The 25,184-nt window shown below is 56.8% G+C and carries 18 protein-coding genes and 2 pseudogenes; 12 read left to right on the top strand and 8 right to left on the bottom strand.

Features of this window, described 5'->3' with window-relative positions; translation table 11 throughout:
* Positions 1–5 precede the first annotated feature (5 nt).
* Complete coding sequence (locus ABGT88_RS00100; RefSeq protein WP_346699771.1) at positions 6–911, bottom strand: rhomboid family intramembrane serine protease; 906 nt, start codon at positions 909–911, stop codon at positions 6–8.
* A complete protein-coding gene (locus ABGT88_RS00095; protein ID WP_300131954.1) occupies positions 892–1,590 on the bottom strand; it encodes a rhomboid family intramembrane serine protease in 699 nt (232 codons plus the stop codon). Before ABGT88_RS00095 ends, ABGT88_RS00100 begins: the two co-directional genes overlap by 20 nt.
* Positions 1,591–1,840: 250 nt before the next feature.
* Between ABGT88_RS00095 and ABGT88_RS00090 the strand changes: the two genes are divergently transcribed.
* On the top strand, positions 1,841–2,113 hold the full coding sequence (locus ABGT88_RS00090; RefSeq protein WP_087407993.1) for an HU family DNA-binding protein: 273 nt from the start codon (positions 1,841–1,843) through the stop codon (positions 2,111–2,113).
* 252 nt (positions 2,114–2,365) lie between these two features.
* Here ABGT88_RS00090 and ABGT88_RS00085 read toward each other — a convergent pair whose 3' ends face one another.
* The gene (locus ABGT88_RS00085) at positions 2,366–4,519 is read right to left on the bottom strand and encodes a cation:proton antiporter (RefSeq protein WP_087407994.1); all 2,154 of its coding nucleotides are present in this window, start codon (positions 4,517–4,519) and stop codon (positions 2,366–2,368) included.
* A 242-nt stretch (positions 4,520–4,761) separates the two neighbouring features.
* Here ABGT88_RS00085 and ABGT88_RS00080 point away from each other — a divergent pair, with 242 nt between their 5' ends.
* Positions 4,762–5,766, top strand: a complete 1,005-nt coding sequence (locus tag ABGT88_RS00080) for an aspartate-semialdehyde dehydrogenase (RefSeq protein ID WP_087407995.1) — start codon at positions 4,762–4,764, stop codon at positions 5,764–5,766.
* A gap of 122 nt (positions 5,767–5,888) precedes the next feature.
* Here ABGT88_RS00080 and ABGT88_RS00075 read toward each other — a convergent pair whose 3' ends face one another.
* From ABGT88_RS00075 to dgt, 3 genes are read right to left on the bottom strand one after another with little or no spacing between them, the layout of a single operon-like run.
* On the bottom strand, positions 5,889–8,390 hold the full coding sequence (locus tag ABGT88_RS00075) for a family 20 glycosylhydrolase (protein WP_346699768.1): 2,502 nt from the start codon (positions 8,388–8,390) through the stop codon (positions 5,889–5,891).
* Positions 8,391–8,449: 59 nt separating this feature from the next.
* A complete protein-coding gene (locus ABGT88_RS00070; RefSeq protein ID WP_087407996.1) occupies positions 8,450–9,688 on the bottom strand; it encodes a YgcG family protein in 1,239 nt (412 codons plus the stop codon).
* Between the two features lie 14 nt (positions 9,689–9,702).
* Complete coding sequence (gene dgt, locus ABGT88_RS00065; protein WP_087408046.1) at positions 9,703–11,034, bottom strand: dGTP triphosphohydrolase; 1,332 nt, start codon at positions 11,032–11,034, stop codon at positions 9,703–9,705.
* A gap of 226 nt (positions 11,035–11,260) precedes the next feature.
* Between dgt and dut the strand changes: the two genes are divergently transcribed.
* The 7 genes from dut (at position 11,261) to ABGT88_RS00030 (ending at position 19,122) form a co-directional block, all read left to right on the top strand.
* Positions 11,261–11,701 (top strand): dUTP diphosphatase, encoded by a 441-nt coding sequence (gene dut, locus ABGT88_RS00060; protein WP_087407997.1) that lies wholly within the window; start codon positions 11,261–11,263, stop codon positions 11,699–11,701.
* A gap of 19 nt (positions 11,702–11,720) precedes the next feature.
* Complete coding sequence (locus ABGT88_RS00055; protein ID WP_346699766.1) at positions 11,721–13,475, top strand: tetratricopeptide repeat protein; 1,755 nt, start codon at positions 11,721–11,723, stop codon at positions 13,473–13,475.
* Positions 13,472–14,302 carry a DUF4292 domain-containing protein gene (locus ABGT88_RS00050; RefSeq protein ID WP_258326829.1) on the top strand — a complete coding sequence of 277 codons (831 nt, stop codon included), beginning with the start codon at positions 13,472–13,474 and terminating at the stop codon, positions 14,300–14,302. Before ABGT88_RS00055 ends, ABGT88_RS00050 begins: the two co-directional genes overlap by 4 nt.
* Positions 14,299–15,540: a murein hydrolase activator EnvC gene (locus tag ABGT88_RS00045; protein WP_087408000.1), complete on the top strand. Its 1,242-nt coding sequence runs from the start codon at positions 14,299–14,301 to the stop codon at positions 15,538–15,540. Before ABGT88_RS00050 ends, ABGT88_RS00045 begins: the two co-directional genes overlap by 4 nt.
* A 19-nt stretch (positions 15,541–15,559) precedes the next feature.
* Complete coding sequence (locus ABGT88_RS00040; RefSeq protein ID WP_258326828.1) at positions 15,560–16,492, top strand: GNAT family N-acetyltransferase; 933 nt, start codon at positions 15,560–15,562, stop codon at positions 16,490–16,492.
* A gap of 6 nt (positions 16,493–16,498) precedes the next feature.
* Positions 16,499–17,938, top strand: a complete 1,440-nt coding sequence (locus ABGT88_RS00035; RefSeq protein ID WP_346699763.1) for an oligosaccharide flippase family protein — start codon at positions 16,499–16,501, stop codon at positions 17,936–17,938.
* A 74-nt stretch (positions 17,939–18,012) separates the two neighbouring features.
* Positions 18,013–19,122, top strand: coding sequence for a glycosyltransferase family 1 protein (locus tag ABGT88_RS00030; protein ID WP_346699761.1), 1,110 nt, complete (start codon positions 18,013–18,015; stop codon positions 19,120–19,122).
* Between the two features lie 21 nt (positions 19,123–19,143).
* Here ABGT88_RS00030 and ABGT88_RS00025 read toward each other — a convergent pair whose 3' ends face one another.
* Positions 19,144–20,169, bottom strand: coding sequence for a glycosyltransferase (locus ABGT88_RS00025; protein ID WP_258326825.1), 1,026 nt, complete (start codon positions 20,167–20,169; stop codon positions 19,144–19,146).
* A 155-nt stretch (positions 20,170–20,324) separates the two neighbouring features.
* Positions 20,325–21,209: a helix-turn-helix domain-containing protein gene (locus tag ABGT88_RS00020; RefSeq protein WP_346699759.1), complete on the bottom strand. Its 885-nt coding sequence runs from the start codon at positions 21,207–21,209 to the stop codon at positions 20,325–20,327.
* A gap of 360 nt (positions 21,210–21,569) precedes the next feature.
* Between ABGT88_RS00020 and ABGT88_RS00015 the strand changes: the two are divergent.
* The 3 genes and pseudogenes from ABGT88_RS00015 to ABGT88_RS00005 form a co-directional block, all read left to right on the top strand.
* A pseudogene (locus tag ABGT88_RS00015) lies at positions 21,570–21,758 on the top strand (efflux RND transporter periplasmic adaptor subunit); the annotation flags it as partial.
* A 2-nt stretch (positions 21,759–21,760) separates the two neighbouring features.
* On the top strand, positions 21,761–24,901 hold the full coding sequence (locus ABGT88_RS00010; RefSeq protein WP_346699757.1) for an efflux RND transporter permease subunit: 3,141 nt from the start codon (positions 21,761–21,763) through the stop codon (positions 24,899–24,901).
* Positions 24,898–25,184, top strand: a pseudogene (locus ABGT88_RS00005) (TolC family protein); the annotation flags it as partial. The gene ABGT88_RS00010 and the pseudogene ABGT88_RS00005, both read left to right, overlap by 4 nt.

Below are 25,184 nucleotides of genomic sequence, written 5' to 3'. Positions count from 1 at the left end.
CCCGGTTATTTTTTCCCGGCCTCGAAGAGCCGCTTTTTCTCTTCGGCCGTCAGCGAGGTGTACCCCGATTTCTTGATTTTATCGAGAATGGCGTCAATCTCGTCGCTCTCCCGTTTTTTGCGGGCCCGATATTCCATATCGGTTTCGGGTCGTGACGAGGTGCGGTAGGCGGTGCGGGCCGAGGGGCGCTTCACACGGATACGGGGCCGCGGCTTGCAAGCCGTCACGATGCGGTCGATGAGTCGGTTGAGCGGAGCGGTGAGGTCTTTTCCCTTCTCCCAACGCACGATGAACCAGTAGCCCAGCAGGGCACCGCCCAGGTGAGCAATGTGGCCGCCGCCGTTGGCCGAGGTGACGCTGAGCAGGTCGATGAGGATAGTGACGATAGCAATGTATTTCAGCGAGATAGCCCCGAGAAAGAGCAGGTTGATTTTATAGTCGGGCATGCGGAAGGCGGTAGCCACCACGATGGCGATAATCGAGGCCGAGGCTCCGCACATGAGCCCCTGCTTTCCCTCGAAATAGGGGAAGAGGTTGTACGAGAGCAGGTAGAGCAGTCCGCCGGCAATGCCGCCCCACAGGTAGAGCCCCACCATCTGCTTCTCGCCGAAGGAGGTGAGGAATATCTGCCCGAACCAGTAGAGCCACAGCATGTTGAAGAGGATGTGCCACACGTCGTAGTGTACGAACATGTAGGTGAGCAGAGTCCACGGATGGGTGATAAACTCGTAGGGATCGGAGGGCATCTCGATGTAGGGGAGCACAATCGAGAGGTCGATGTTGAACAGCAGGAGTACAACCCCCGTGATGCGTAGCAGCAGGAACACCGCTACGTTGATATAGATGAGTTTCAGCAGTACCGAGCCTTGCCCGAACTGCCGCTTGAGGTTGTCAATAATAGAAGCCGCCACCGCCTATTCCTTTCTTTTTCCAATAGCGTATGAGGAAGAATCCGAAGAGCATGCCTCCCAGGTGGGCAAAGTGAGCTACACCGCTCATGGTGCCGCTGATACCGAATATCAGTTCGAGGAGGCCGTAGAAGATAACAAAATATTTAGCCTTGATGGGTATGGGGATAAACAGGATGAAGAGCGGCGCGTTGGGGAACAACATGCCAAAGGCGAGCAGGATACCGAAGGCGGCTCCCGAGGCTCCCACGGTAACAAACTGGTTGAGCAGCATCGAGGTTTGGTCCCAGCCCAACTGGGCTACCGTAGCGTCGATGGCCGAATGCAGTTCGAAATACCAGGCCAGCTCCTGTATCAGACCGGCTCCTATACCGGTGGTGAGGTAGTAGAAGATGAACCGTTTGCCACCCCACACCGCCTCGAGTGTACGGCCGAACATGAAGACCGAGAACATGTTGAAGAAGATGTGGTCGAAGCTGTTCGTGTCGTGAAGGAACATGTAGGTGACCAACTGAATGACGTTGAAATCGTCGGCTTCGATGTAGTGCAATCCCAGCAGATAATTCAAGTCGATGCCGGCAATTTTGGGCAGGGTCAACGCAGCCAGCCACACAATGAAGTTGATGATGATAAGATTGAGCGTGACGGGCGGTATCGATCCCAAAAAAGATCTGTTTTGCATAAATAATCGTTCTTTTATTGACGAGGGTAACTGCCTTGTAGTCTAAGACATAAAACAGATTATCCCCTGATTTTGCAAGCAAAAATAGTGATTTTTCAAGGATTTACTCAAATATGGGTGTGTTATATTATAAAATAGCGACTTTTATTATATTTTTTTACTTTATTGTTTGCACTATATCATTTTAATATTTACATTTGCCGTGCTGCTCTTCAGGGAGATTATTACTTAACTTTTAATTATACATGTTATGAACAAGACTGAACTTATCAATGCTATGGCCGAAAAAGCCGGTTTGAGCAAAGTTGACGCAAAGAAGGCATTGGACGCTTTTGTAGAAGCAGTTTCGGAATCACTCGTAAAAGGGGACAAAGTGGCTCTTATTGGTTTTGGAACTTTTGGCGTTGCAGAGAAAGCTGCTCGCACAGGTATCAATCCGGCAACTAAAGAAAAAATCACTATCGCTGCCAAGAAAGTGGTTAAATTCAAAGCTGGTGCCGAGTTGGCCGACCAAGTAAAATAAAGAAGTTATTTTATGGTAGCATAAAAAAAGAGAGACTTACGAGTCTCTCTTTTTTTGTTGGGTGGTTCCCAAATAGTTGTCTATGCGTTTGAGGAGTGGAACGGGTGCAGTCCGCGGCGTATCTATACCGGGACGTTGGAACGCCGTGCTGCGACACTTCAATCCGGTAGAGACGAAAACCAATGGCACATCCGCTCTTTGTCGGGTGCGAGTGCAGGCACAAGGGATGGTAGGGCGGTAACCTTGCCGGTATTACAATTCGATTTTCTTTTTGCGATTGCGGTGGGTCCACCGTTTTTTGTAGGCGATGAGTTGTCGGAAAATCTTTTCGATACCCAGAATTTCGGAGTGGCTGAGCATGTCGTGCGACATGGGTTCCATGAACGAAGCGGGGGCCGGCTCGGCGGTACCGAACTGCTCGGGATAGAGTACGATAAGGTTGTTGTCGACGAAGTATTTCGAAAGGAACGAGGGAATGTTGTCGGCGTCGGCATTGAACGAGACCGAAGTGGGACGTGCGCTCACGACGATGAAAAGGTCGTCGTCGAGCACTACATTGGCCAAGAGCATGAAATCGTCCCAGCTCTCGAGCACTTCAAACTCGTTGCGGATGTTGTATCGACCGGCTCTCAACCGGGCTTTCAGGTAAGGGATAGTCTCGGCATAGGCATAGAAGATGGCCCGGCAGCCTATCTGTTTGGCCATGTTGGCTATCCGGTCTATCCATCGGGCAAAGCCCGTTTCATATTCGGCCTTGCGAGGTACGGCGATGACGATGCGGGTAATGGTGTTGATGGGGTTTACACACTTCGAGATGAGAATCATCTTGTTGGTGTTCTTGAGCAGCGACTCGATTTTGGCACCGAAGAAGGTATCGACGATATTGGCCTTGTGGTGCAAACCCAGCACGACCTCGGTAATGTTCCGCTCCTTCATGGTGTGGATGATGCCGCTGGTGATGTTCATGTCGTACCGGGCGATGGGAATCAGTTTGGTATCGGCCGATGAGGCTACTTTACCGGCAAACTCGAGAATCGACTGCGAGCGGTAGTTGCTCGTCTTGCTGTCGTCGGTCACATGCAGGGCATAGAGGGGAGTCCGCTTTTGGGGCGACTTGAGCAGCAGGGCCAGGTTGATGAGGTTCTCGATGGTGCTGGGGTTGGCGATGGGTATCAGTATCTGTTCGCTCTGTACGGGCGATTTGGAAGATTTCGGTTCGTTGTTCTGCATGTCGACGACCATTTGGCGGGCGGCTTTCTCGGTGACCAGCGTACTGATGATGCAGGTAACCAGAATCATCACGATGGTGCCGTTGAGGATTTCTTCGTTGAATAGCCCGATGTCGTGACCGATAATCACGGCGGCCAGTGTGGCAGCGGCTTGGGCGTTACTCAACCCGAAGATGAGTTTGCGGTCTATCTTTGTCATGTGGCAACTCTTTTGGGTGAGCCAGGCGGCAATCCATTTGCACAGGGTGGCGACAACCGACATGTTGATGGCGACGATGAGCGTATCGGTGCCGCTGACGATAACCCGCAAGTCGATGAGCATACCTACCCCGATGAGGAAATAGGGAATGAATAGCGCGTTGCCTACAAATTCGAGCCGGTTCATCAGCGGCGATACATTGGGAATGAACCGGTTGAGTACGATGCCGGCAAAGAAAGCTCCCAAGATGGCCTCCAACCCGATGACCTGCGCCATGTACGAGGCAAGGAAGACGAGTGCCAGGATGAAGATGAACTGGGTGACGTTGTCGTTGTAGTTCTTGAAGAACCAGCGGGTGAGCCGCGGGTAGATGTAGAGGATGGCCACGCTGTAGATGGCGATGTTGACCGACAGTCTGAGCCAGAAGAACTCGGTGAGGTCGCCCCGCACCATGCCCGAGATGACCGCCAAAATGATGAGTGCTCCCAATACGGTGAAAATCGTGCCCGCAATCGTCACGGGTACGGCCCGGCTGCGCGAGATTCCGTACCGGCTGATGATGGGATAGGCGATGAGTGTGTGCGAAGCATACATGCTGGCCAGTAAAATCGAGGTCATGAGGTCGAGATGCAGCGTGTAGTAGCTGGTAATCGTACCCAGAATCATGGGGACGAGAAAGGTGTAGAGACCGAAGATTATACCGTCTTTGCGGGTCTTTTTGAAATCGTTCATGTCGATTTCGAGACCGGCCAAAAACATCAGGTAGAGGATACCTACGTTGCCGAATATTTCGAAACTGCTGTCGCGGGCCAGCAGGTTAAGGCCGTTGGGCCCGATGATAACCCCGGCGATGATAAGCCCGATGATGTGGGGAACTCGTATGCGATTGAGGAGTATGGGCGCAAGCAGGATGATAACCAGTACAATAAAGAAAATCAGTACCGGATTCTCAATCGGTAGAGAAGTAATGCTGCCCATGACTCTGTAATTTTGAGATGCTGAAACTGTAAATATGCGACAAAAATACAAATAAAAGTTCGCTCTTGCAAGCCATACGCTTCCTTCTGTTTGAAAAGTGTCGCAAATATCTAAAATGCAGTGAGAAGAATATAATTATTACGTTTTGATATGGTTTTACCTAAATAGTTGTATATTTGCATCTCTTTTTAGGGAAAAAGGAAAAACGAGATTTTAACGTATAAAATTACAAAAGAAAGAAGATGAAAGTCGCTATTGTGGGCGCCAGTGGCGCTGTCGGACAAGAGTTCCTAAGAGTTTTGGACGAGCGGAATTTCCCGATCGACGAACTGTTGTTGTTCGGTTCCTCTCGGAGTGCAGGACGTGCTTATCCCTTCAGGGGTAAACAGGTTGTAGTCAAGGAGCTGAAGCACAATGACGATTTCAAGGGCGTGGATATTGCTTTCACCTCGGCCGGTGCCGGTACCTCGAAAGAGTTTGCCGAGACGATTACCCGCTACGGCGCCATCATGATTGACAACTCGAGTGCTTTCCGCATGGACGACGACGTGCCTCTGGTGGTTCCCGAGGTGAATGGCGACGATGCTTTCGTGCGTCCCCGCGGAATTATCGCCAACCCCAACTGCACCACCATACAGATGGTTGTGGCCCTGAATGCCATCGAGGCCCTCTCGCACATCAAGCGGGTGCATGTGGCTACCTATCAGGCTGCCAGCGGTGCCGGTGCATCGGCCATGGCCGAGCTGAAGAAACAGTTCGAGCAACTCGTGGCCGGCGAGCAACCCACGGTCGAGAAATTCTTCTTCCAACTGGCCTACAACCTCATTCCCCAGGTCGATGTCTTTACCGACAACCTCTATACCAAGGAGGAGATGAAGATGTATAACGAGACGCGCAAGATTATGCACTCCGATATAGCCGTGAGCGCAACCTGCGTGCGTGTGCCGGTGATGCGGGCTCACTCCGAAGCCATCTGGGTAGAGACCGAGCGTCCCGTATCGGTGGCCGAGGCCCGCGAGGCTTTTGCCCATGCCCCGGGTGTGGTGCTCGAGGACGATCCCGAGAATCGCGTATACCCCATGCCGCTCTTCAAGGCCGGGTGCGATCCGGTGTATGTAGGCCGTATCCGCAGCGATATATCCAACCCCAACGGGTTGACCTTCTGGACCGTGAGCGACCAGATTAAGAAGGGTGCTGCCCTGAATGCCGTGCAGATTGCCGAGTATCTGCTGGCACACAAGCAATAAACAGGCCCCGTGGTTTTCAAGAAAGGGCTCTGCCCGTATTGAAATTTGTATTGTTTATAAATGACCGACAGCCGCATGGAGTGCTCCGTGCGGCTGTCTTGTTATGGGGTGTCGACGTGAGGTCAGTCGTTGTTGACAAAGGTAGAGGTGAGACTCTCTTTCCCCAGGTAGAAGAGTCGGGCCTTGACAACTTGAGCCTGGCAGTCGAGGGGTTCCTCCCAGCGGGGCGACTCGGCCGTAGGCTCGCTGCCGTCGGTGGTGTAGCGTATCTCGGCTTGCGGGATGGGCGAGTTGGCATAGAGCTTGCCGTCGACAATCTGCACACCGGGTTGGGGGATGCGGAAGTTGACCCCTTCGTGGGCGAGGCGAGGCATTTCGACTGCCGCAATCTTGGCATTGTAGATGGCACGGGCCTCTTCATAAAGAGCCTCTTTGTCGTCGGTCGGGGTGGGCGACCAGTCGGGGGTGGCATTCCAGCCGCGCTCTACGAGGCCGAAAATCTTGGGGAAGATGTAGTATTGCGCCTGTTCGAAACTGCCCAGTGTCTCGGCAAAGAGCTGCGCCTGTATACCCTTGATGCGGGGGCGGGCCTGTGGCTGGAGGGCCACCTTGCCCTGGTGGGCCTTCTTGAGATTCTTGGGGTTGCCGGCCATGTCGGTGCGGGCCGAGCAGTAGATGTTGTAGGGGAGCATGTTGTACGAGGCAAATTGGTCGACATAGCCACCCCAGATGAGTCCCGGCTCGTCTTTGTGGGAATTGTAGGCCAAGTCGAGGTAGAAATTGCTGACATTGCAGAGAATCACGCCATATCCGTCATTAGCCACGGTGTAGGGTATTATGTCGCTGCGTCCGGTGGTGCGCCAGCAGTATACACCGTCGAAGCGGGGTGCGATTCGGGCGTTCAGCTCGGGTGAGTGGTTGAGGGCAACCTCTTGCCACCCCGATACTTTTACACCTTTCCCGGCCAGCATGGCCGATACCTGGTCGAGGAAGTGTTCGGCCAGTTGGTGCGGGTGGGTCATACCCTGCTCTTTCATAAATCGCTGGCAAGAGGGCGACCCTTCCCACGAGCCGTGGGGTACTTCGTCGCCACCGATGTGAATAGCGGCCAGCGGTACACCGGCTTCGCGGTACATGGCGATAATCTCGTCGCTCACTTTTTCCATGAAGCGGTAGACCGAGGGGAGAGAGACATTCATCACATTGTCGGTATAGGCTTGGGCCGAGACATATTTCGAGGTATCGGCTTTCTCGGAGAGCAGGTACTCTTTGGCACCCTCGGGGTCACTGTCTTTCAATCGGTTGTAGCGAGCTTTCATGGCAACGATGGCTGCGCGGGCATGTCCCGGCGACTCGATTTCGGGGATAACGGTGATGTGACGGCTGGCGGCATATTGCAGCAAATCGATAAAATCCTGGCGGGTATAATAGCCGTTGGCTGTGGCGGTGGTATCGGCGGGATTCCAGCCTCCGTAGTAGTTGGGGTAGAGGCATTGGCTCTCGTCGCGGGTAAACCCGCGGTGCGCCCCCACCGAGGTGAGCTCTTCGAGTCCGGGAATCTCGAGCCGCCAGGCTTCGTCGTCGCTGAAGTGGAAGTGGAAGGTGTTGATTTTGTACGAGGCCAGCAGGTCAATCAGCCTGAAGAGGTCGGCCTTGCGGGTGAAGTTGCGGGCGATGTCGAGCATCATGCCGCGGTAGAGCAGGTCGGGGTAGTCGTCGATGGCTACGTTGTCGAGCCGGGCAGGGATGTTCTGCCGCTTCAGCAGCGAGAGCAGGGTCTGCGAGCCGTTGAAGATGGCGTGAGGCGTAGCCCCGCTGACGGTGATGTAGTTGTCGCGGACATCGAGCCGGTAGTGCTCGTCGTTGCGGGCCTGGGTGTTTTTGGCGAAGTGGCAGAGGGCGATGACGGTCTGCCCGTTGTCGGTGACGTGGTAACCTATCTTTTCCAGTTCCTGCACCAGCAGGCGAGCTTCATTGGCAAAACCCTCCTCGACGCTGAGCGAGATGTTCTCGGAGATAACCGACACCCCCGTGCGCGGGGTCACCTCTTTGAGCGAGGGCAGCATGTCGTAGGTTTGCGGAGTGTAGTCGGTCTGGAGCGCTTCGTTCTGGGCATAGCAGGTAGCCCCGTCGGGGTAAGGGGGAGCCACCCGGTCGGGAACGGTCCACTGTGCTTCACGGGTGAAGGGTGCGATGGTGAGGGGTATGGATACCGGCTTGTCGTCGCTCTGCACGAAGAAGGGCGACTTGGGGGTAAATTGGGTCTGGGTGAGGATACCCCTGTTGAGGTAGTGTATGGCGATGGAGTCGCCGGGGGCAAGCGGTTGCCACGAGTCGGCAGGGGTCATCTTGTAGTATCCGGGGTTGACCATCTCGATTGTCACCGGTGAGTTTTCGTAGTTCTTTACCTGGCGGGGCGAGAGTTGGGTGTAGTAGATTTCCCATCCGGTTTCGAGCGGCTTGTCCGAGGTATTGACAAGGGTGAAGGTGCTCCCGTAGAATCCGGGTTCCTCTTGGTTCTCGCCCATCTCCCATTGCAGGGATACGGGGCTTTGCGGCGTCGTCTTGCAGGCGGTCAGCGAGCTTATGGCCAGCGCAGTGAGCAGAAGATGCGATTTTTTCATGTTCATGGTATGTTTAAGTGATGAATGATGATTGTCTGATGCGTGAGGAGACCGAAGCACTACCAGCCCGACGAGGCACCACCGCCGCCGGTGGAGCCTCCACCGAATCCGCCGCCGAAACCGCCTCCACCGAATCCTCCGCCCCGGCCCGAACCGCCAATGATGGTGGCCGCTGCAACGACGGGGATGATGTAGACTTTGCGGTCTATCTTGTGGCAATGGGCACAGATGTAGCGCTTCTCGCCCAGTCCGGTGCTTACGGCGGTAGCCCGGCGCAGGATATGGTCGCCTTCGAGGCTGTAGGCCCGGCTGTGGCAGTAGGGGCACCGCTGGTATTGGGTGAATTGGTTTTCGTAGGGATAGACGAGGGTGTTGCCGCACTGGTCGCAGAGCCACACGTCGTAGTCGACCGAGTTGAGTTGCTCTTCGGTATTCTCCTGCGGGGTGAGGTAGAGGTTGTCCTCCTCTTCGTTCAGCTTGCGCATGGTGCCGCCGCACGATTCACACTTGCGGGGTTTGTTGCGCAGCCGTTTGAGCCGGCGGTTCAGCCCACCGTAGAGCAGCCACACGAAGAAGGGGAAGATGAAGCTGCCGACAAGCAGGAAGGGGCGGAAGGCCACCAGCCGCTTGTACTGTTCGTAGGGTCCTTTGCGGGCATAGCGGGCCACTATCCACAGCATGGCGAAGAGCAGGATGTGCGAGACGATGAGCGAGATGGTAATGTAGCCGTTGAATATCTTTCCCCAGTCGATTTCTATCCCCTGAACCTGGGGAGCTGCCGTAATCTCCTCGGCCGCGGCGGGGTCGGTGAGTATGCGGGAGACGGCCGTGATACCGTCGATCATGCCCTGGTCGTAGTTGCCCTCCCTGAAGCGAGGCAGGATGTAGCGCGACTGGATGCGCTTGCAGATGGCATCGGGTAGAACCCCCTCCAGCCCGTAGCCGGTGCGGAAGGTGATGCGCCGCTGGTCGAGCACGAGCAGCACGAGCAGGCCGTTGTCGTTCTTTTTGCCGATGCCCCACTGGGTGAAGAGCTCGGTGGCAAAGAGGTCGGTATCGGCCTGGCCGATCGACTGCAGGGCCACGACGGCCACCTCGCTGGTGGTGGCCTCTTGCAGGCCGAAGAGCGTGCGGTCGAGCGTGTCGACGGTCTCGGGCGAGAGTATCCCGTCGGGGTTGCTTACAAACCGCCGGCCGTCGGTCTGGTGCACGTTGGGCACTTGGGCGGGGGTATATTCGACCGCCCGCAGCAGGGGGACGAAGAGAAGGAGCAGAAGTATCGTGCAGAATCTTTTCATGCGTGTATTCGTGTTTAAAGCGAGGGGAGGCTCATGCCGTTGATTTTGCGATAGAGGTCGAGGGCATAGACGTCGGTCATGCCCGATATGTAGTCGATGACCGCCTGTACCTTGCCGTAGAGCGTGGGGGCGTGCATCTCGTATTGCTCGGGTACCTTGTTGAGCAGCAGGCGCGAATAGGCCTTGTCGGGGAATCGCACGGCATCGAGAAACTTGTCGAGCAGCACCGATATGATGCGGTTACCGGCCAGCTCGATGTCGAGCACGTCGGACGATTTGTAAATCTTTTCCATCGCCGTGGCGGCGCAGTTGCGGTAGGCCTGGCAGGGACGGTCGGAGATGTGGTCGACCAAAGCCCCGGTAAACCGTCCTTCGAGCAACGCCTGTTCTTCGCGGCAGAAGAGGGCCGAGCACTCGTCGATGAGGGTGCCGATGACGCAGGAGCGCAGGTAGACAATCTGCTCGTTGAGGTCGGTCACCACCTTGAGCACGTCGAGAATGTGCTGTTGCCGCTTCGGGTCGAAGAAGTCGAGGAAGAGCCTCTTCACCGTTTCGGTGGTGAGAATCTTCAGCTTGTGGGCATCCTCGATGTCCATAATCTGGTAGCAGATGTCGTCGGCCGCCTCGACCAGATAGACCAGCGGGTGGCGATGGTAACGCTCGCCGCTGTCGCCCTCGGGGAGCATGCCCAGGTCGTTGGCGATGCGCAGGAAATCTTCCTTCTCCGAGGTGAAGAATCCCGACTTGCCCCGCTTGGTCGACTGGATGGACGAGTAGGGATATTTCACAATCGAGGCAAGAGTCGAGTAGGTGAGGGCAAAGCCGCCGGGACGCCGGCCGTGGAACTGGTGGGTGAGCAGGCGGAAGGCGTTGGCATTCCCCTCGAAGTGGGTGAAGTCTTGCCAGTGGTGCTCGTTTTTCAATTCCTGTTTCAGCACCTGCCCGTTCCCCTCGGAGAAGTAGGTGGCAATGGCCCGTTCGCCCGAGTGGCCGAAGGGGGGATTGCCCAGGTCGTGGGCCAGACAAGCCGCCGAGGTGATGGCCCCCAGGTGGTTGAGCTTGTGGCACCAGGGCTCGCCGCTGTATTTCTCGGAGAGCGTAGACGACACGTTGTTGCCCAGCGAGCGCCCTACGCACGAGACTTCGAGGCTGTGGGTGAGCCGGTTGTGCACGAATATGCTGCCCGGCAACGGGAATACCTGAGTCTTGTTCTGCAGGCGACGGAAGGGTGCCGAGAAGACCAGGCGGTCGTAGTCGCGCTGAAAGTCGGTGCGGGTGTGGTGTCGCTCGTCGTGGTATTTCTCCATGCCGAAGCGTTTGGAGGTGATGAGGCGGTCCCAGTGCATTTGGGTGGGGGTATCCTTGGCTTGCATGTTTATGGATTCTTGTCAACAATCTGTGCAAATGTAGTAAAAAAGAGAGATAAAATATTGCGAAGCGGCAAAAAACTCGGCCCCCTTTGGACGGGTATCGCATTAAAATATAAAAAATAGGGTGCTTTATTGATAGGATTTCGTTATTTTCGCAGATTAAAAGAGTGAAAATAAGTATTCTTTATAAACGTATATTCCGATGAAGGTCTCTGTCAAGATAGTCAACAAGTCGCATCATGCGCTACCCTCGTACAGCACGCTGTTTTCGGCCGGTATGGATATTCGCGCCAACCTGTCCGAGCCGGTCACCCTGGCTCCCCTCGAGCGCAAGCTCATCCCCACCGGTCTCTATATCGCCCTGCCCGAGGGGTATGAGGCGCAGATACGGCCGCGCAGCGGGCTGGCGCTGAAGCATGGCATCACCATACCCAACACGCCGGGCACCATCGACGCCGACTATCGGGGCGAGGTGGGCATCATTGTGCTCAACGTATCGGACAAGCCCTTTACCATTGAGGATGGCGAGCGCATCTGCCAGATGGTGGTGAAGGAGTATTGCCGGGTCGAGTGGGACGAGGTCGAGTCGCTCGACGAGACCGAGCGCGGAGCCGGTGGATTCGGTCATACGGGTGTGAAATAAAAAGCCTCTGGACGAAGTTATGATGAGGATGATGAGCATGCGAAAATATGGAACGATAGCGCTGCTGTGCGTAGCGTGGTGTGTTGCCCTGACCGGTTGTGCCCTGCACAGAAGCGGAGCCGGCGAGGGTGAACTCTCGGCCGAAGAGCGCCAGAAGTTCGAATACTTTTACCTCGAGGCCGAGCGGCAGAAGGCTCTCGACCACGACGATGCGGCTTTCGACCTGATGAGCCGGGCCGCCGAAATCGATACCGCCAGTGCGGCTGCCCGTTTCTTTCTGGCTCCCTACTACCTGCGTCTGGGTCTCTACGACCAGGCTCGCGGCGACCTGCGCTATGCCGCCGAGCAACACCCCGAAAACTATTGGTACAACGTGGTTTATGCCAACTTTTCGCAACAGAGCGGACAGCACGACGAGGCGATTCGCATCTGGTCGCGGTTGCTCAAACAGAATCCCGACAAGGGTGAGATAAATTCGGCCCTGGCCGAAGCCTATACCGCCAAGGGCGACCTGAAATCGGCTGTAGCCTGCTACGACAGTCTGGAGTCGTCGATGGGGATAAAGGTCCCCATCACCATCGAGAAGCTGAAGCTCTACGAGCACATGGGCGATATGGATGCGATGGTCTCCGAGGCCGAGAAACTGCAACGCACCTTCCCCCAGAATACCGACTACATGCGGCTGTTGGGCGACATCTACCTCGAGGCGGGGCGCGACTCGTCGGCCCTGGCCATGTATGACCGGGCTCTGGAGGTGGAGCCCGAGAATGGCTACGTCTATCTGTCGAAGGCCGGCTATTACGAGAAGAAGGGCGACTCCATCGCCTACAACAACGAGATACGGAATGCCTTGATAAACCGTCATATCGACGTGGATACGAAGCTGAACATCTTCAGCACCTACATCGTGGACCTGATGAAGAAGAAGCAGGAGCTGAATCGGGTCGATTCGCTCTTTGCCGAGATGCTCGAGCAATATCCGCAGGAGGAGCCGGTGCACCGGCTCTTCGGCATGTACCTGTCGAGCCGCAAGGAGTTTACACGGGCCGAGGAGCAGTATGCCATCGCTACCGACCTGGCCCCCTCCAACCCCGAGAACTGGTTGCAGCTGGTCGGGCTGTATCTCTATCAGGAGAAGTATGCCGACGTGATACGGGTGGGCAAGCGGGCCATACAGTATGTGCCCGACCAGAAGGATATTTACATGTATGTGGCGGTAGCCAGCACGCAGACGAAGAGCTATGCCGAGGCGCTCGAGATGCTCGAGACGGGACTCACCTATGTCGACGAGGGCGACAACGGCACGAAGTCGTTCTTCTACGGGCAGATGGGCGATGTCTATCACTCGTCGGGCGACCGCGAGAAGGCCTATGCCATGTACGACCTGGCGCTGTCGTACAACGCCTCGAACATACCGGTGCTCAACAATTACAGCTATTTCCTGGCCGTCGAAGGGCGCGACCTCGACAAGGCCGAACGGATGAGTGCCCAAACGGTGAAAGCCGAACCCGACAACGCCACCTACCTCGATACCTATGCGTGGATATTTTTCAAGAAGGGCGACTACTCGCTGGCCCGTCTCTACATGAAGAATGCCATCGACAAGAGCCCCGAACCCAGTGCCGAACTGTATGAACACTACGGCGACATACTGGCCATGCTGGGCGAGCTGGACGAGGCGGTGACCTATTGGCAAAAGGCCCTCGACCTGGGGAGCGAGTCGGCCGATGTATTGAAAGAGAAAATCGAGCAAAAGAAATATATTGAGAAATGAAACCTATATACGTAGCGGTCTGTATCGCGTTGCTGTCGATGCTGGCAGGCTGTAAAGGGGGAAAAGAGCTGGCCACCCACCAGCCGGTGTCGCGAGAGGTGCGTAACAATTTCGAGACCCTCATGGCATCGTATCCCGAGTGGACCACCTTCTCGGCGAAGGGGTCGGCCGATGTGGGGCTGGGCAAAGGGGGCTCGCTGAGCACGAACACGCAGGTGCGCATGGTGCGCGGTGAGTCGTTGCAGATTTCGGTGCGAGTCTTTTTGGGCATCGAGGTGGCGCGGCTCTACATGACGCGCGACAGCCTCTTTGTCATCGACAAGATGCAGCGCCGGTACGTAGGCGAGTCGCTGGCCTCGATAGGGGCGCGGCTCTCGCAGGAGCTCTCGCTGGCCACGGTGCAGGATGCCCTGCTGGGGCGCATCTTCCTGCTGGGCAGTAGCTCGTCGGCCTGTCGCATCGACGACTTCGAGGTCATCGAGTCGGGGTCGTCGCGGTGGTCGTTGCAACCCCGCAGTCAGGATACCCGTTTCGGCTATCGGTTCGACCTGAACGGCACGAAGCTGCTTTCGACGCAGTTGAGTTCGGCCGATGGCAGCAAGTCGATTGTGTGCCACTATGCCGACTTTGTCAAGCAGGGGACGAGCGACAACTTCCCCACCACCATGCAGTTGTCTCTCACGGGGTTGAGTCTGCCGTTGTCGCTCAATTTGGGCTATGACGCCTCGTCGATTGCCTGGAACGGGAAGGTAAGCATCGAGAAGCTCGACTTGTCGAGGTATACGCGAGTTTCGGCTACGCAGTTGTTAAAGGAGTTGTCGATATGAAAAGGTGGTTAGTCTTATGTTGCATCATCGGGTTGGGGGCTTCGACTCTCTTCGCCCAGACCCTCGAGATGGAGAAGCTGCGCCGCAATCGGGAGCAGACGTTGAAGGAGTTGAACGAGACCAACAAAAAGCTCGACAAGACGCTGCGCAGCGCCAAGAGTTCGCTCAACGAGCTGAACAGCATCACGGCCGAAATCAAGCAGCAACGCAATCTGATTGCCAAAATCAACAAGGAGATTGCCGTCATCAACCGCAAGCAGCGGGCGGTTAAGGATACCATCTACCTGCTGCAGAAGGATTTGACGGCCAAGAAGCGCAGCTATGCCAATGCCGTGAAGCGCATGGGGCACCGGCGGTCGGAGTATGACGAACTGATGTTCATTTTCTCGGCCTCGTCGTTGAGCCAGTCGTATCGGCGGGCCCGCTATCTGAAGGAGTATTCGGCCTGGCGCAAGCGGCAGGCAGCCGAGATAGCCGAGCGCAAGCAGCAGCTCGAGGAGTTGCAGAAGGAGCTGGCCAAGAGCATGGCCGAGAAGAATGCCATACTCAAGGAGCGTAGCGCCGAAGCCAATGTGCTGGAGAAGCAGGAGAGCAGCAAGCGCAACCTGATTGCCGGTCTCAAGAAACAGGAGAAACAGCTGAAACGCGAGATAGACCGCAAGCGGAAACAGGCCGAGGCCCTCGACCGCAAGCTCGAACAGCTTATTGCCGAGGAGGAGCGCAAGTCGTCGGACCGCGCCAACAAGGCCGACGGGCAGACCTCGACCGCCAAGCGTTCGACCAAGGGCTACAAGATGACGAAGGAGGAGCTGGCCCTCTCGGGCAGTTTCGAGAAGAACAAGGGCAAACTGCCCTTCCCCCTCTCGGGCAGCTACAAGATTGTGGCCCACTTCGGTCGTCAGCAGCACCCCGAACTGCGCTACGTGCAGACCGAAAACAGCGGTATCGACATCGAGACTACACCGGGCACCAAGGCACGGGCCGTTTTCAACGGGGTGGTATCGCGCATCTTCGTTACCCCGGGATACAACAGTACCATCATTGTGCGGCATGGTAACTACCTGACCATCTACGCCAACCTGAGCGAGGTCTATGTACGGGCCGGCGAGAAGGTGAAGACCGGGCAGAACCTGGGTAAAATCTATTCCGACTCGCAGGATGGCAACCGCACCATCCTCACCTTCCAGCTCTGGAAAGAGCGTACGAAGCTGAACCCCGAGTCGTGGCTTAATCTGTAAAAACGAAAAAGGTATGGGCATGGAGATACACCGGTATACGGCGGCTTATCACCGCGATTGGAACGATTTTGTCAACGAGTCGTCGAACGGGACCTTCCTGTTTCTGCGGGAGTACATGGAGTATCATGCCGACCGCTTCAGCGACTACTCGCTGCTGGTCTACGACGATAACAGACTGCTGGCCCTGTTGCCGGCCAACCGCCAGGGCGACGTGCTCTACTCGCACGCCGGCCTCACCTATGGCGGGCTCATCGTGACCACCCGCAACACTACGGTGCAGGTGCTCGAAATCATGCAGCTCATTGCCGACTTCCTGCGCAAGGAGCGTTTTGTCAAGTGGGTCTACAAATGTGTGCCCCATATCTATCACCGCTATCCGTCGGAGGCCGACCTCTACGCCCTCTTCCGGCTCAATGCCCGGTGGGTGGGGTGCAACATCTCGTCGACCGTGCAGCAGGACCGTCCGCTGCGCTTCCGGGCCGACCGCCGCAGCCGCATCAAGAAGGCCGAGCAGGCCGGACTGCAGGTGGTCGAGACGACCGACTTCGCCCCCTTCTGGGCCATTCTGGAGGCCAATCTGCAGGAGCGGTTCCACGTGAAGCCGGTCCACTCGCTGGCCGAAATCGAATTGCTGCACAGCCGTTTCCCCGACCGCATCCGTCACTTGGTGACGATGCGCGGCAACGAGGTGCTGGCCGGCAGTGTCATCTACGACACAGGCATCGTGGCACATGCCCAGTACACCTCGGCTTCGCACGAGGGGAAGAGCTCGGGAGCTCTCGACCTGCTTTATGGGAAAATCATCGGCGAGGTGTTTGCCGACCGCAAGTGGTTCGACTTCGGGCAGTCGACCGAGGATATGGGCCACTACCTCAACGAGGGGCTCATCACCCAGAAGGAGGGGTTCGGATGCCGGGCCGTCGCCTATAACATTTACGAGATAATTTTATAACCAGCCATGAACAGCGGGGAGGACAAAAAGATATACCGCACCATCGTGAAGGCTACCGGCCTTTTCGGGGGGACGCAGGTGTTCACCATCCTCTGTTCGATTATCAAGACCAAACTGGTAGCCATCTGGCTGGGTGCCGAGGGGGTAGGCATTATCGGGTTGTATAGCAACACGGTTGACATGATTTCGGCCCTGACCCGGCTGGGCATCGGCACCAGTTCGGTGCGCGACCTGTCGCGGGCCTTCAAGTCGGGCGACCGTAACCGGTTTGCCAGCCTGGTGAAGGTGGTGCGCCGCTGGGTGTGGTTCACCGGTCTGCTGGGGGCGGTGCTTATGCTCACCTTTGCCCCGGTGCTGAGTCGCTACACCTTTGGCGACTCGCAACACATCTGGGGTTTTGTCTTCCTGTCGTGCACGCTGTTGTTTACCGCACTTACCGAGGGTGAGCGGGCCATCATTCAGGCCTCGAACCGCCTGCGGGTGCTGGCCCGTTGCTCGGTGCTGGGGTCGGTGCTGGCACTGCTGCTGTCGTTGCCGTTGTTCTACTTCTACGGCATCTCGGGTATCGTGCCCGCTATTATCGCCCACACCTTTGCCATCGTTCTGGTGACGGTGCTGCTGGGCCGTCGCATGAAAATCGAGCCGGTCTCGATCGACTGGCGCGAGACTTATCGGCAGGGGCGGGGCATCGCCGCACTGGGCATCTACATGACGGTGAGCGGCTTCATCACCACGCTCTACTCCTATCTGTTCGTGGCCTGGCTCAACAGCCACAGCGGCACCGGCGAGGTGGGGTACTACCAGGCCGGTTACACGCTGGTGATGCAATATGTGGGGCTGGTTTTCACGGCCATGTCGATGGAGTATTACCCCCGGCTTTCGGTCGTTTGCGAAGACCGGGCTCTGCTCTCGGAGCATGTGTCGCGACAGGTCGAGACCTCGCTGCTGATACTGGTGCCCTTCATCTCGCTCTTTATCGTTTTGCAAACGCTGATTATACATATATTATATACGGCCGATTTCCTGGCAATCGGGGGGTACATCTCGTGGGCGGCCCTGGGCATGCTGTTCCGCGCCTTCTCGTGGAGCGTCAGTTTTGTGCTGCTGGCCAAGGGGGCAGGTAGCCTCTACCTCATTACCGAAGTGCTGGCCGACTCGCTGATGTTCGTTCTCTACCTGTTGGGATATACCCGGTGGGGACTGGCCGGGGTGGGGGTAGCCTATCTGCTGGCCTATCTCTGTTCGGGGACGGGCATCTATCTGCTGTGCCGTGTCAAGTACGGGTTGCGCGTGCCCCTGCGGGTATTCGGGCTGTTGGGGCTGAGTGTGGCCGGGTGTGCCGTCGTGCTGCTTTTGTGGCAGGGCGGTCAGGTGATCGGTGCCTGGGTAGCCACGGCGATGTGGGTGCTTCTGGCCGGATGGCAGTTGAAACGGAGGCTGTTGTAGGTGCCATGCAATAAAGCGGGGCGAACAGGCGTTTTTCAAGTAAGAAGATAGTATTTCGAGGAGGGTATGAAAGCATGAAGATATTGTTGGCAGGCGATTACAGCAATTACCACCGGGCCCTGTCGCTGGCGTTGCGGCGCATGGGGCACGAAGTGACGGTGGCCTCCGACGGGTCGCGTTGGATGAATACGGCCCGCGATATCGACACCTCGCGTCCGTTCAGGAACAAGGTGGGCGGGCTGTTGTTGTGGGTCAAACTGAATACCCTGCTGCGGTCGCGGTTGGAGGGGTATGACATCGTACAAATCAATTCCCCCGGATTCGCCTCCTTGCAGCCTTGCCGGCTACGCCAGCTCTTCGACCGCCTGCTTGCCAGGAACGGGGCGGTTTATCTCACCGCCATGGGCACCGATACCTACTACATCGACTTTTGTCTGTCGGGCGCGTTGCGGTATACCGAGTGGCAGATAGGCGACCGGCCCTCGCCGCTTGCCCTGGCCCAGCCCGACGAGCTCCGGCGCTGGCAAGCTCCGGTACTGACCGACTATACCCGCTATGTGTATGAGCATGTGCGGGGGGTGGTGAGTGCCCTGTATGAATACAACGAGTCGTGCCGCCGGGTGGTCGACCCCTCACGGTTGGCCTATGCCGGCATCCCCATCGATACCGATTCGTTCACGATGGCCCACGGCGACGAGATTCCCTCGCGGGTAAAGCTCTTTCTGGGGGTACACCGCGACCGCATGGTCGAGAAGGGTACCGACCGCATGTGGGCTGCCGCCCGAAGGGTGGCCGAGCGTCACCCCGACAAGTGCGAACTGGTCTTTGTCGAGAACCGTCCCTATCGAGAATATGTAGAGCTGATGCGGTCGTCGCATGTGGTGCTCGACCAGCTGTACAGCTACACGCCGGCTACTAACGCGCTGCTGGCGATGGCCCAGGGGCTGGTGGTGGTGAGCGGGGCCGAGCCCGAATATTACGATTTTATCGGGGAGAAGGAGAACCACCCGATTGTCAATGCCATCCCCGACGACGAAAAGCTGGAGGCACAGCTCGAGGAGCTGGTGCTTCACCCCGAGCGTCTGCCCGAGCAGGCGCGTCGCAGCCGCGAGTTTGTGGTGAAACACAATCGCGACGAGGTGGTAGCCCGGCGTTTTCTCGACTTTTGGGCCCGATGCCGATAGGGATGTTCTCCAACAAGTTTCTTAAAAATGTTTCTTGATCCACTCTTTCCCTCGCGAGAGGAGCAGCAGCGTGCCGTCGGTCCACGGCCGCCTTTTCCAGCGTAAAGCGATTTTCATCAATCGGAATATCAGCGGTAGCCGGGTAGCTGTTGTCACCATGTCGTAGTCGCAGCGGTAGACCTCCTCGATGAAGGCCCACCGTTCGTCGGCGGGGTAGTGCCCCTCGGCCGAGTAGAGGGCGTAAATCGACTGGTAGATGAGGTGCGCCCGCTCCTCCAGCAGGTAGCGGTCGTACTCCCGGTTGTCGATACCGAGCCGGGCAATGAGCTCTTGCCGTAGAGCGTAGGCCTCGCGGGCGTAGGCCGACAGTGCCTTGTAGGGGAGCAGCCGGTGGGTGAGCGATGCCGCCGTGGGGCGGTGAATATAGAGGTAGTCGGTGTGGGCGATTTGGGCTATCGAGTGGCAGTGCTTCACAAATTCCAGTACAAACAGGTGGTCTTCGCCATAGGAGTAGCGAGGGTCGAAACGAAGGTGGTGCTGCTCGATAATCTCACGTCTGAACAGTTTGTTGCAGGGCCCTTTGGTGGTGTCGTGTATCTCGGCATCGGCAAAAAGGAGGCCCCGTTCGCAGTCGGTCCGGGCCGAGCGGGTGCGGTCGAACCCGTGCGACTCTGTTCGTCCCGACGGCTCATGGAGCAGCGTTATGCCTGCGATGACCAGGTCGGCTGGAGTCGAGAGCAGGTGGGAGAGATAGGTGGGGGTCACACGGTCGTCGGCATCGACAAAGGCGATGTATTCGCCCCGGGCCTCGGTCAGTCCCCGGTTGCGGGCCGCCGATACCCCGGCGTTGCGCTGGTGAAGGGCCACGATGCGGGGCTCTCGGGCCGCATATCGGTCGATGAGGGCTGCCGAGCCGTCGGTCGAGCCGTCGTCGATGACGAGAATCTCGAATGACGGGTAGTCCTGGTGCAGCACGCTGTCGAGGCAGGCCGGCAGAAACTGCTCGGCATTGTAGACCGGTATGACGACGGAGATAAGCGGATTCATAAGCCTGTGGGTCCGTGGATATCACGCGGTACGGGCCCGAGACAAAAGTAACGATTTTTTTCAGAAAAACGAACTATCGACCGGAGGGCGTGTGCCGGGAACAGGCTTATTGGTCGTCACTCTTTTCCTTCGTCTTGGCGGCAAGTAGTCAGCCGTCACTCGATGCCCGTCTTGTTCTGCCGGCGGTAAGCCATGGGCGAAATCTGTTTCTGTTTCTTGAAAAACTTGCAGAAGGAGGCCTGGTCCGAGAAGTGAAGCCGCTCGGCAATCTGCCCGATGGAGATGTGGTCGTCTTCGAGCAAGGTCATGGCCTGGTGCGTAATTTCGTCGCAGATGACGGCATGAGGCGTTTTCCCCACCATCTCGCGCACCACCCGGGTGAGGTGTTTGGTCGAGATGCAGAGAGCGTTGGCATAGAACTCGATGTGGTGCTCCTCGGCAAAATGTTTCGAGACAAGCGTCATGAAGTTGAGGGTGATAAAGTCGTGCTTGCTCACATAGAGCGGCATGTCGTTGGGGTTCTCCTGGTGCGAGAGCATGCAGTTGCCCAGCTCGAGGCTGAAGCTCTTGAAGTAGACACTGGCCAGTTCGCGGCGGTAGTAGTGCGAGGGGTTGGCGATAGTCTCTTTCAAAAGGTTGAGCTGAAGTTCGAGCCGGTCGATTTCGCTCGGCGAGAAGTGCCAGATGCGTATGTTGGGGTGCTCGAGCGAGTAGTGCAGGGGGCCGGGGCGCAGATTCTTGAGCGATTCGCTGGCAAACTCGAACGAGATGAAGAGGCACCATCCCCGCAGGTCGGACGAGGTCGAGTCGATGCGGGCCGTGGTGGTCTCCATGATGTCGAAATAGGAGTGGGCTCCAAGTTCGTAGGGGCGGTCGTTGAGGGTCAGGCTCATACTTCCCTGGCAGAGCATCATAAACATGCGGTTGCCCGTGATGGTGAGACCTTCCAATTTGTAAAACTGTTCGGGAGAAACAAGCAAAATCAGATTCCCTATCCGGCAACTCTCCGGGAAGAGGGAGGATAACTCTTTTTGTGTCATGGTGCGATTGATATATACGATATTAAATCGTTACAAAAATAGGGCAAAATGTCTCTAAATTACAATTCTATACGTCAAATAGACATACGATTTCCTAATAAATTCTAATGGGGTGCTATTTGGACAAATCCTTGCGCCGATTGTCTAAGCAGTAGCCGGACAACACCATCTATTTTTACACCGGGAAATAACAAAATTAACTAAAAAATGAAGGTAAAAAGATTTTTAGTATGGGGTTTGTGCTGTGCCGGCATGTTGGCGGGATGTCAGCAAAAGGCCGGCATGCAGAGTAGCGGCGATACTTATCCGCTACTGACGGTAAAGCCGGAAGACCGACAACTCTCGGTGAAATACTCGGCTGTGATAGAAGGAAAACAAGATGTGGAGGTGCGCCCGCAGGTATTTGAGATAAACGACGGCACCGAGTATATCGTGGAGAGCGGTTTGCAATCGGGCGACGTGATTGTATCGGAGGGTGCGGGCCTGTTGAAAGAGGGTACCGTAGTCGACCCTGCGGCCGCCGTACAAGAGGTTAAAGAGGAGGATTGACCATGAAGTTGCAATATTTCATAGACCGGCCCATCTTGTCGATGGTGATTTCGGTCGTCATCCTCGTAGCAGGATTGATCGGGCTCTTTGCCCTGTCGGTGGAGCAATACCCCGACATCGCCCCGCCTACCATACGGGTATCGACCACCTATAGCGGCGCCAATGCCGAGGCGGTGCAGAAGAGTGTAATCGTGCCGCTCGAAGAGGCTATCAACGGCGTGGAGAACATGACCTACATGACTTCGACCGCCAGCAACACGGGCAGTGCCGAGATTACGGTCTACTTCAAACAGGGGAGCGACCCCGACATGGCGGCCGTGAACGTGCAGAACAAGGTCTCTACCGCCACCTCGCTGCTGCCGGCCGAGGTGACCAAGGTGGGCGTAACCACCATGAAGCGGCAGAGCAGCATGCTGAAGATTTTCGGCCTCTACAGCCCCAACGGTACCTACGACGAGGCATTCCTTACCAACTACCTGAGCATCAATATCAAGCCGCAGATACAACGTATCTCGGGCGTAGGCGAGGTGAATGTGATGGGTGGCGACTATGCCATGCGTATCTGGCTGAAGCCCGACGTGATGGCCCAGTATGAGCTGGAGCCGAGCGACGTGGAGGCGGCCCTCGCGAGCCAGAATATCGAAGCCTCGACGGGAGCTATCGGCGAAGATTCGAAGAATGTCTATCAGTATACCCTCAAATACCGCGGACGTCTCGAGAAGGAGCAGGAGTTCGAGGAGATTGTCATCAAGGCCTTCGACGACGGCCGGGTGTTGCGGTTGAAAGATATTGCCACGGTCGAGCTGGGCTCGCAGAGCTACTCCTACACCGGCCGGGTGAACGGTGCGCCGGGTACGACCTGTATGATTAACCAGACGGCCGGAACCAATGCCAACGAAATCATCACCAACATCGACCAGTTGCTCGACGAGTTGCAGGAGAACCTGCCCGAGGATATGGAGATTGTGGAGCTGATGAGTACCAAGAACTTCCTCGACGCCTCGATCAACGAGGTAATCAAGACGCTGCTCGAGGCCATCGTGCTGGTGGTGCTGGTGGTTTACGTGTTCCTGCAGAACCCGCGGTCGACGCTTATCCCTACCGTCAGCATCTTCGTGTCGCTTATCGGTACCTTTGCCGTGCTCTATCTGGCCGGGTTCAGCATCAACCTGCTCACCCTCTTTGCCCTGGTGCTGGCCATCGGTACGATAGTCGACGATGCCATCATCGTAGTCGAGGCGGTGCAGGTGAAGTTCGACGAGGGGTATCGCTCGCCCTACAAGGCCTCGATCGATGCCATGAGCGGTATCTCGTCGGCCATCGTCACCTCTACGCTGGTGTTCATGGCGGTGTTTGTGCCGGTGTCGTTCATGGGGGGTACCTCGGGCGTGTTCTACACCCAGTTCGGTATCACCATGGCGGTAGCCGTGGGTATCTCGGCCATCAACGCCCTCACCCTGTCGCCGGCACTCTGTGCGCTGCTGTTGCGGCCCAACGAGATTCTGGTCGACGGGAAGAAGCCCGAGTTCTCGACCCGGTTCCGGCTGGCCTTCGATGCGATATTCAAACGCCTCGTGTTCAAGTATAAGGAGGGAGCCAAGTTCTTTATCAAGCACAAGTGGCTGGTGTGGACCTCGTTTGCCGCCTCGGTGGGGCTGCTGCTCTATCTGATGGCAACGACCAAGACCAGTCTGGTGCCCTCGGAAAATACCGGCTCCATCTTCGTGAGCCTCGATACCCCTGCCGGCAGCACGCTGGCCGAGACGGCGAGCATCATGGACAAGGTGGAGGCCGAGCTGAAGCAGATACCGCAAATCGACAACTTCAACAACGTGGCCGGTTTCGGTATGGGTACAGGCAGCGGCTCGTCGCACGGTATGTTTATCGTCAAGCTGAAACCTTGGGACGAGCGTCCCGGCAAGGAGAACAGCGTCGACGCCATCTCGGCCGAAATTTACCGGCGCACGGCCCATATCAAGAATGCCCGGTTGTTCGTCTTCTCGCCTCCCATGATTTCGGGTTACGGCACGGGCAACAGCTTCGAGCTCTATCTGCAGGACCGCTCGGGCAAGGGTATCGATGCCTTGAGCCAGGTGACCGACAACTTCCTGGCCAAGCTGAACCAGCGCCCCGAAATCGAGATGGCCTACACTTCGTTCAGTGCCAACTTCCCCCAGTACCGGGTCGATGTCGACGAGGCCCAGTGCCAGCGGGCCGGCATTACCACCGACAAGGTGCTCTCGGTGCTCTCGGGCTACTTCGGCAGTATCTATGCCTCGAACTTCAACCGGTTTACCAAATTGTACCGGGTTATCATTCAGGCCCCGTCGGACAGTCGCAAGAGTCTCCAGTCGCTCGACAATATCTTTGTGAAGACCTCCGACGGCATGGCCCCCGTGAGCCAGTTTGTGAAACTCTCCAAGACCTACGGGGCCGAGTCGCTCACGCGGTTCAACATGTTCTCGTCGATTAACGTGCAGGGCATGCCGGCCAGCGGATACAGTTCGGGCGACGTGATCAATGCCGTGAAGGAGGTGGCGGCGCAAACCCTGCCTACCGGTTACGGTTACGAGTTCTCGGGTATGACCCGTGAGGAGGAGCAGATGGCCGATTCGCACGACACGGTAATCATCTACGGCATCTGTATTCTCTTCATCTACCTCATACTCTGTGCGCTCTACGAGAGCCTGTTTATCCCCATGGCGGTTATCCTGTCGGTACCGTTCGGCCTGATGGGCAGCTTCCTGTTTGCCCGGATGTGGGGTATCGAGAACAACATCTATTTGCAGACGGGCCTGATTATGCTCATCGGGTTGTTGTCGAAGACGGCCATCCTGCTCACCGAGTATGCCACCGAGCGGCGCAAGGAGGGGATGTCGCTGGCCCAGGCAGCCATTTCGGCAGCCGGTGTGCGGTTGCGTCCTATCCTGATGACGGCCCTGACGATGATTTTCGGTCTGCTGCCGTTGATGTTTGCATCGGGTGTCGGGGCCAACGGTAATACGTCGCTGGGTGTAGGCACCGTGGGCGGTATGCTCATCGGTACGGTAGCCCTGCTGTTTGTAACGCCCGTATTCTTCATTACCTTCCAGTATATCGAAGAGCGGGTGATGGGTAAACGAAAAGAGGACAGAAAGTTATGAAAAAGATAATGTGTATAGCGATGTGTGCCTTGCTGCTGAGCAGTTGCCACATCTACCGCAAATATGAACGGCCCGAAGAGCTGCCGGTCGACAGCCTCTTCAGGGGGGCCGAGTCGTACACGACCGACGACTCGCTCACCCTGGGCGACCTCCCCTGGGAGGAGATTTTCCAGGATACGTTGTTGCAGAACCTCATTCGGTTCGGCCTCGACAACAACACCGATTTGCAGACGGCCTTGCTGCGGGTCGACCAGGCCAAGGCGCAGTTGACGGCTGCCCGGCT

This window comes from Barnesiella sp. An22 (genome assembly GCF_963931395.1).
GTDB lineage: Bacteria > Bacteroidota > Bacteroidia > Bacteroidales > Barnesiellaceae > Barnesiella > Barnesiella merdigallinarum.
Note: the sequence above shows the minus strand (reverse complement) of the source record. Positions and strands in the feature narration are given on the sequence as shown.

Excerpts from the sequence above, each read along its gene's own strand:
- ABGT88_RS00020 (WP_346699759.1), bottom strand. The coding sequence starts at position 21,209 with ATGACACAAAAAGAGTTATCCTCCCTCTTCCCGGAGAGTTGCCGGATA.
- ABGT88_RS00075 (WP_346699768.1), bottom strand. The coding sequence starts at position 8,390 with ATGAAAAAATCGCATCTTCTGCTCACTGCGCTGGCCATAAGCTCGCTG.
- ABGT88_RS00025 (WP_258326825.1), bottom strand. The coding sequence starts at position 20,169 with ATGAATCCGCTTATCTCCGTCGTCATACCGGTCTACAATGCCGAGCAG.
- ABGT88_RS00045 (WP_087408000.1), top strand. The coding sequence starts at position 14,299 with ATGAAAAGGTGGTTAGTCTTATGTTGCATCATCGGGTTGGGGGCTTCG.
- ABGT88_RS00030 (WP_346699761.1), top strand. The coding sequence starts at position 18,013 with ATGAAGATATTGTTGGCAGGCGATTACAGCAATTACCACCGGGCCCTG.
- ABGT88_RS00010 (WP_346699757.1), top strand. The coding sequence starts at position 21,761 with ATGAAGTTGCAATATTTCATAGACCGGCCCATCTTGTCGATGGTGATT.
- ABGT88_RS00035 (WP_346699763.1), top strand. The coding sequence starts at position 16,499 with ATGAACAGCGGGGAGGACAAAAAGATATACCGCACCATCGTGAAGGCT.
- ABGT88_RS00085 (WP_087407994.1), bottom strand. The coding sequence starts at position 4,519 with ATGGGCAGCATTACTTCTCTACCGATTGAGAATCCGGTACTGATTTTC.
- ABGT88_RS00070 (WP_087407996.1), bottom strand. The coding sequence starts at position 9,688 with ATGAAAAGATTCTGCACGATACTTCTGCTCCTTCTCTTCGTCCCCCTG.
- ABGT88_RS00095 (WP_300131954.1), bottom strand. The coding sequence starts at position 1,590 with ATGCAAAACAGATCTTTTTTGGGATCGATACCGCCCGTCACGCTCAAT.
- ABGT88_RS00055 (WP_346699766.1), top strand. The coding sequence starts at position 11,721 with ATGATGAGGATGATGAGCATGCGAAAATATGGAACGATAGCGCTGCTG.
- ABGT88_RS00040 (WP_258326828.1), top strand. The coding sequence starts at position 15,560 with ATGGAGATACACCGGTATACGGCGGCTTATCACCGCGATTGGAACGAT.
- dut (WP_087407997.1), top strand. The coding sequence starts at position 11,261 with ATGAAGGTCTCTGTCAAGATAGTCAACAAGTCGCATCATGCGCTACCC.
- ABGT88_RS00080 (WP_087407995.1), top strand. The coding sequence starts at position 4,762 with ATGAAAGTCGCTATTGTGGGCGCCAGTGGCGCTGTCGGACAAGAGTTC.
- ABGT88_RS00050 (WP_258326829.1), top strand. The coding sequence starts at position 13,472 with ATGAAACCTATATACGTAGCGGTCTGTATCGCGTTGCTGTCGATGCTG.
- ABGT88_RS00090 (WP_087407993.1), top strand. The coding sequence starts at position 1,841 with ATGAACAAGACTGAACTTATCAATGCTATGGCCGAAAAAGCCGGTTTG.
- dgt (WP_087408046.1), bottom strand. The coding sequence starts at position 11,034 with ATGCACTGGGACCGCCTCATCACCTCCAAACGCTTCGGCATGGAGAAA.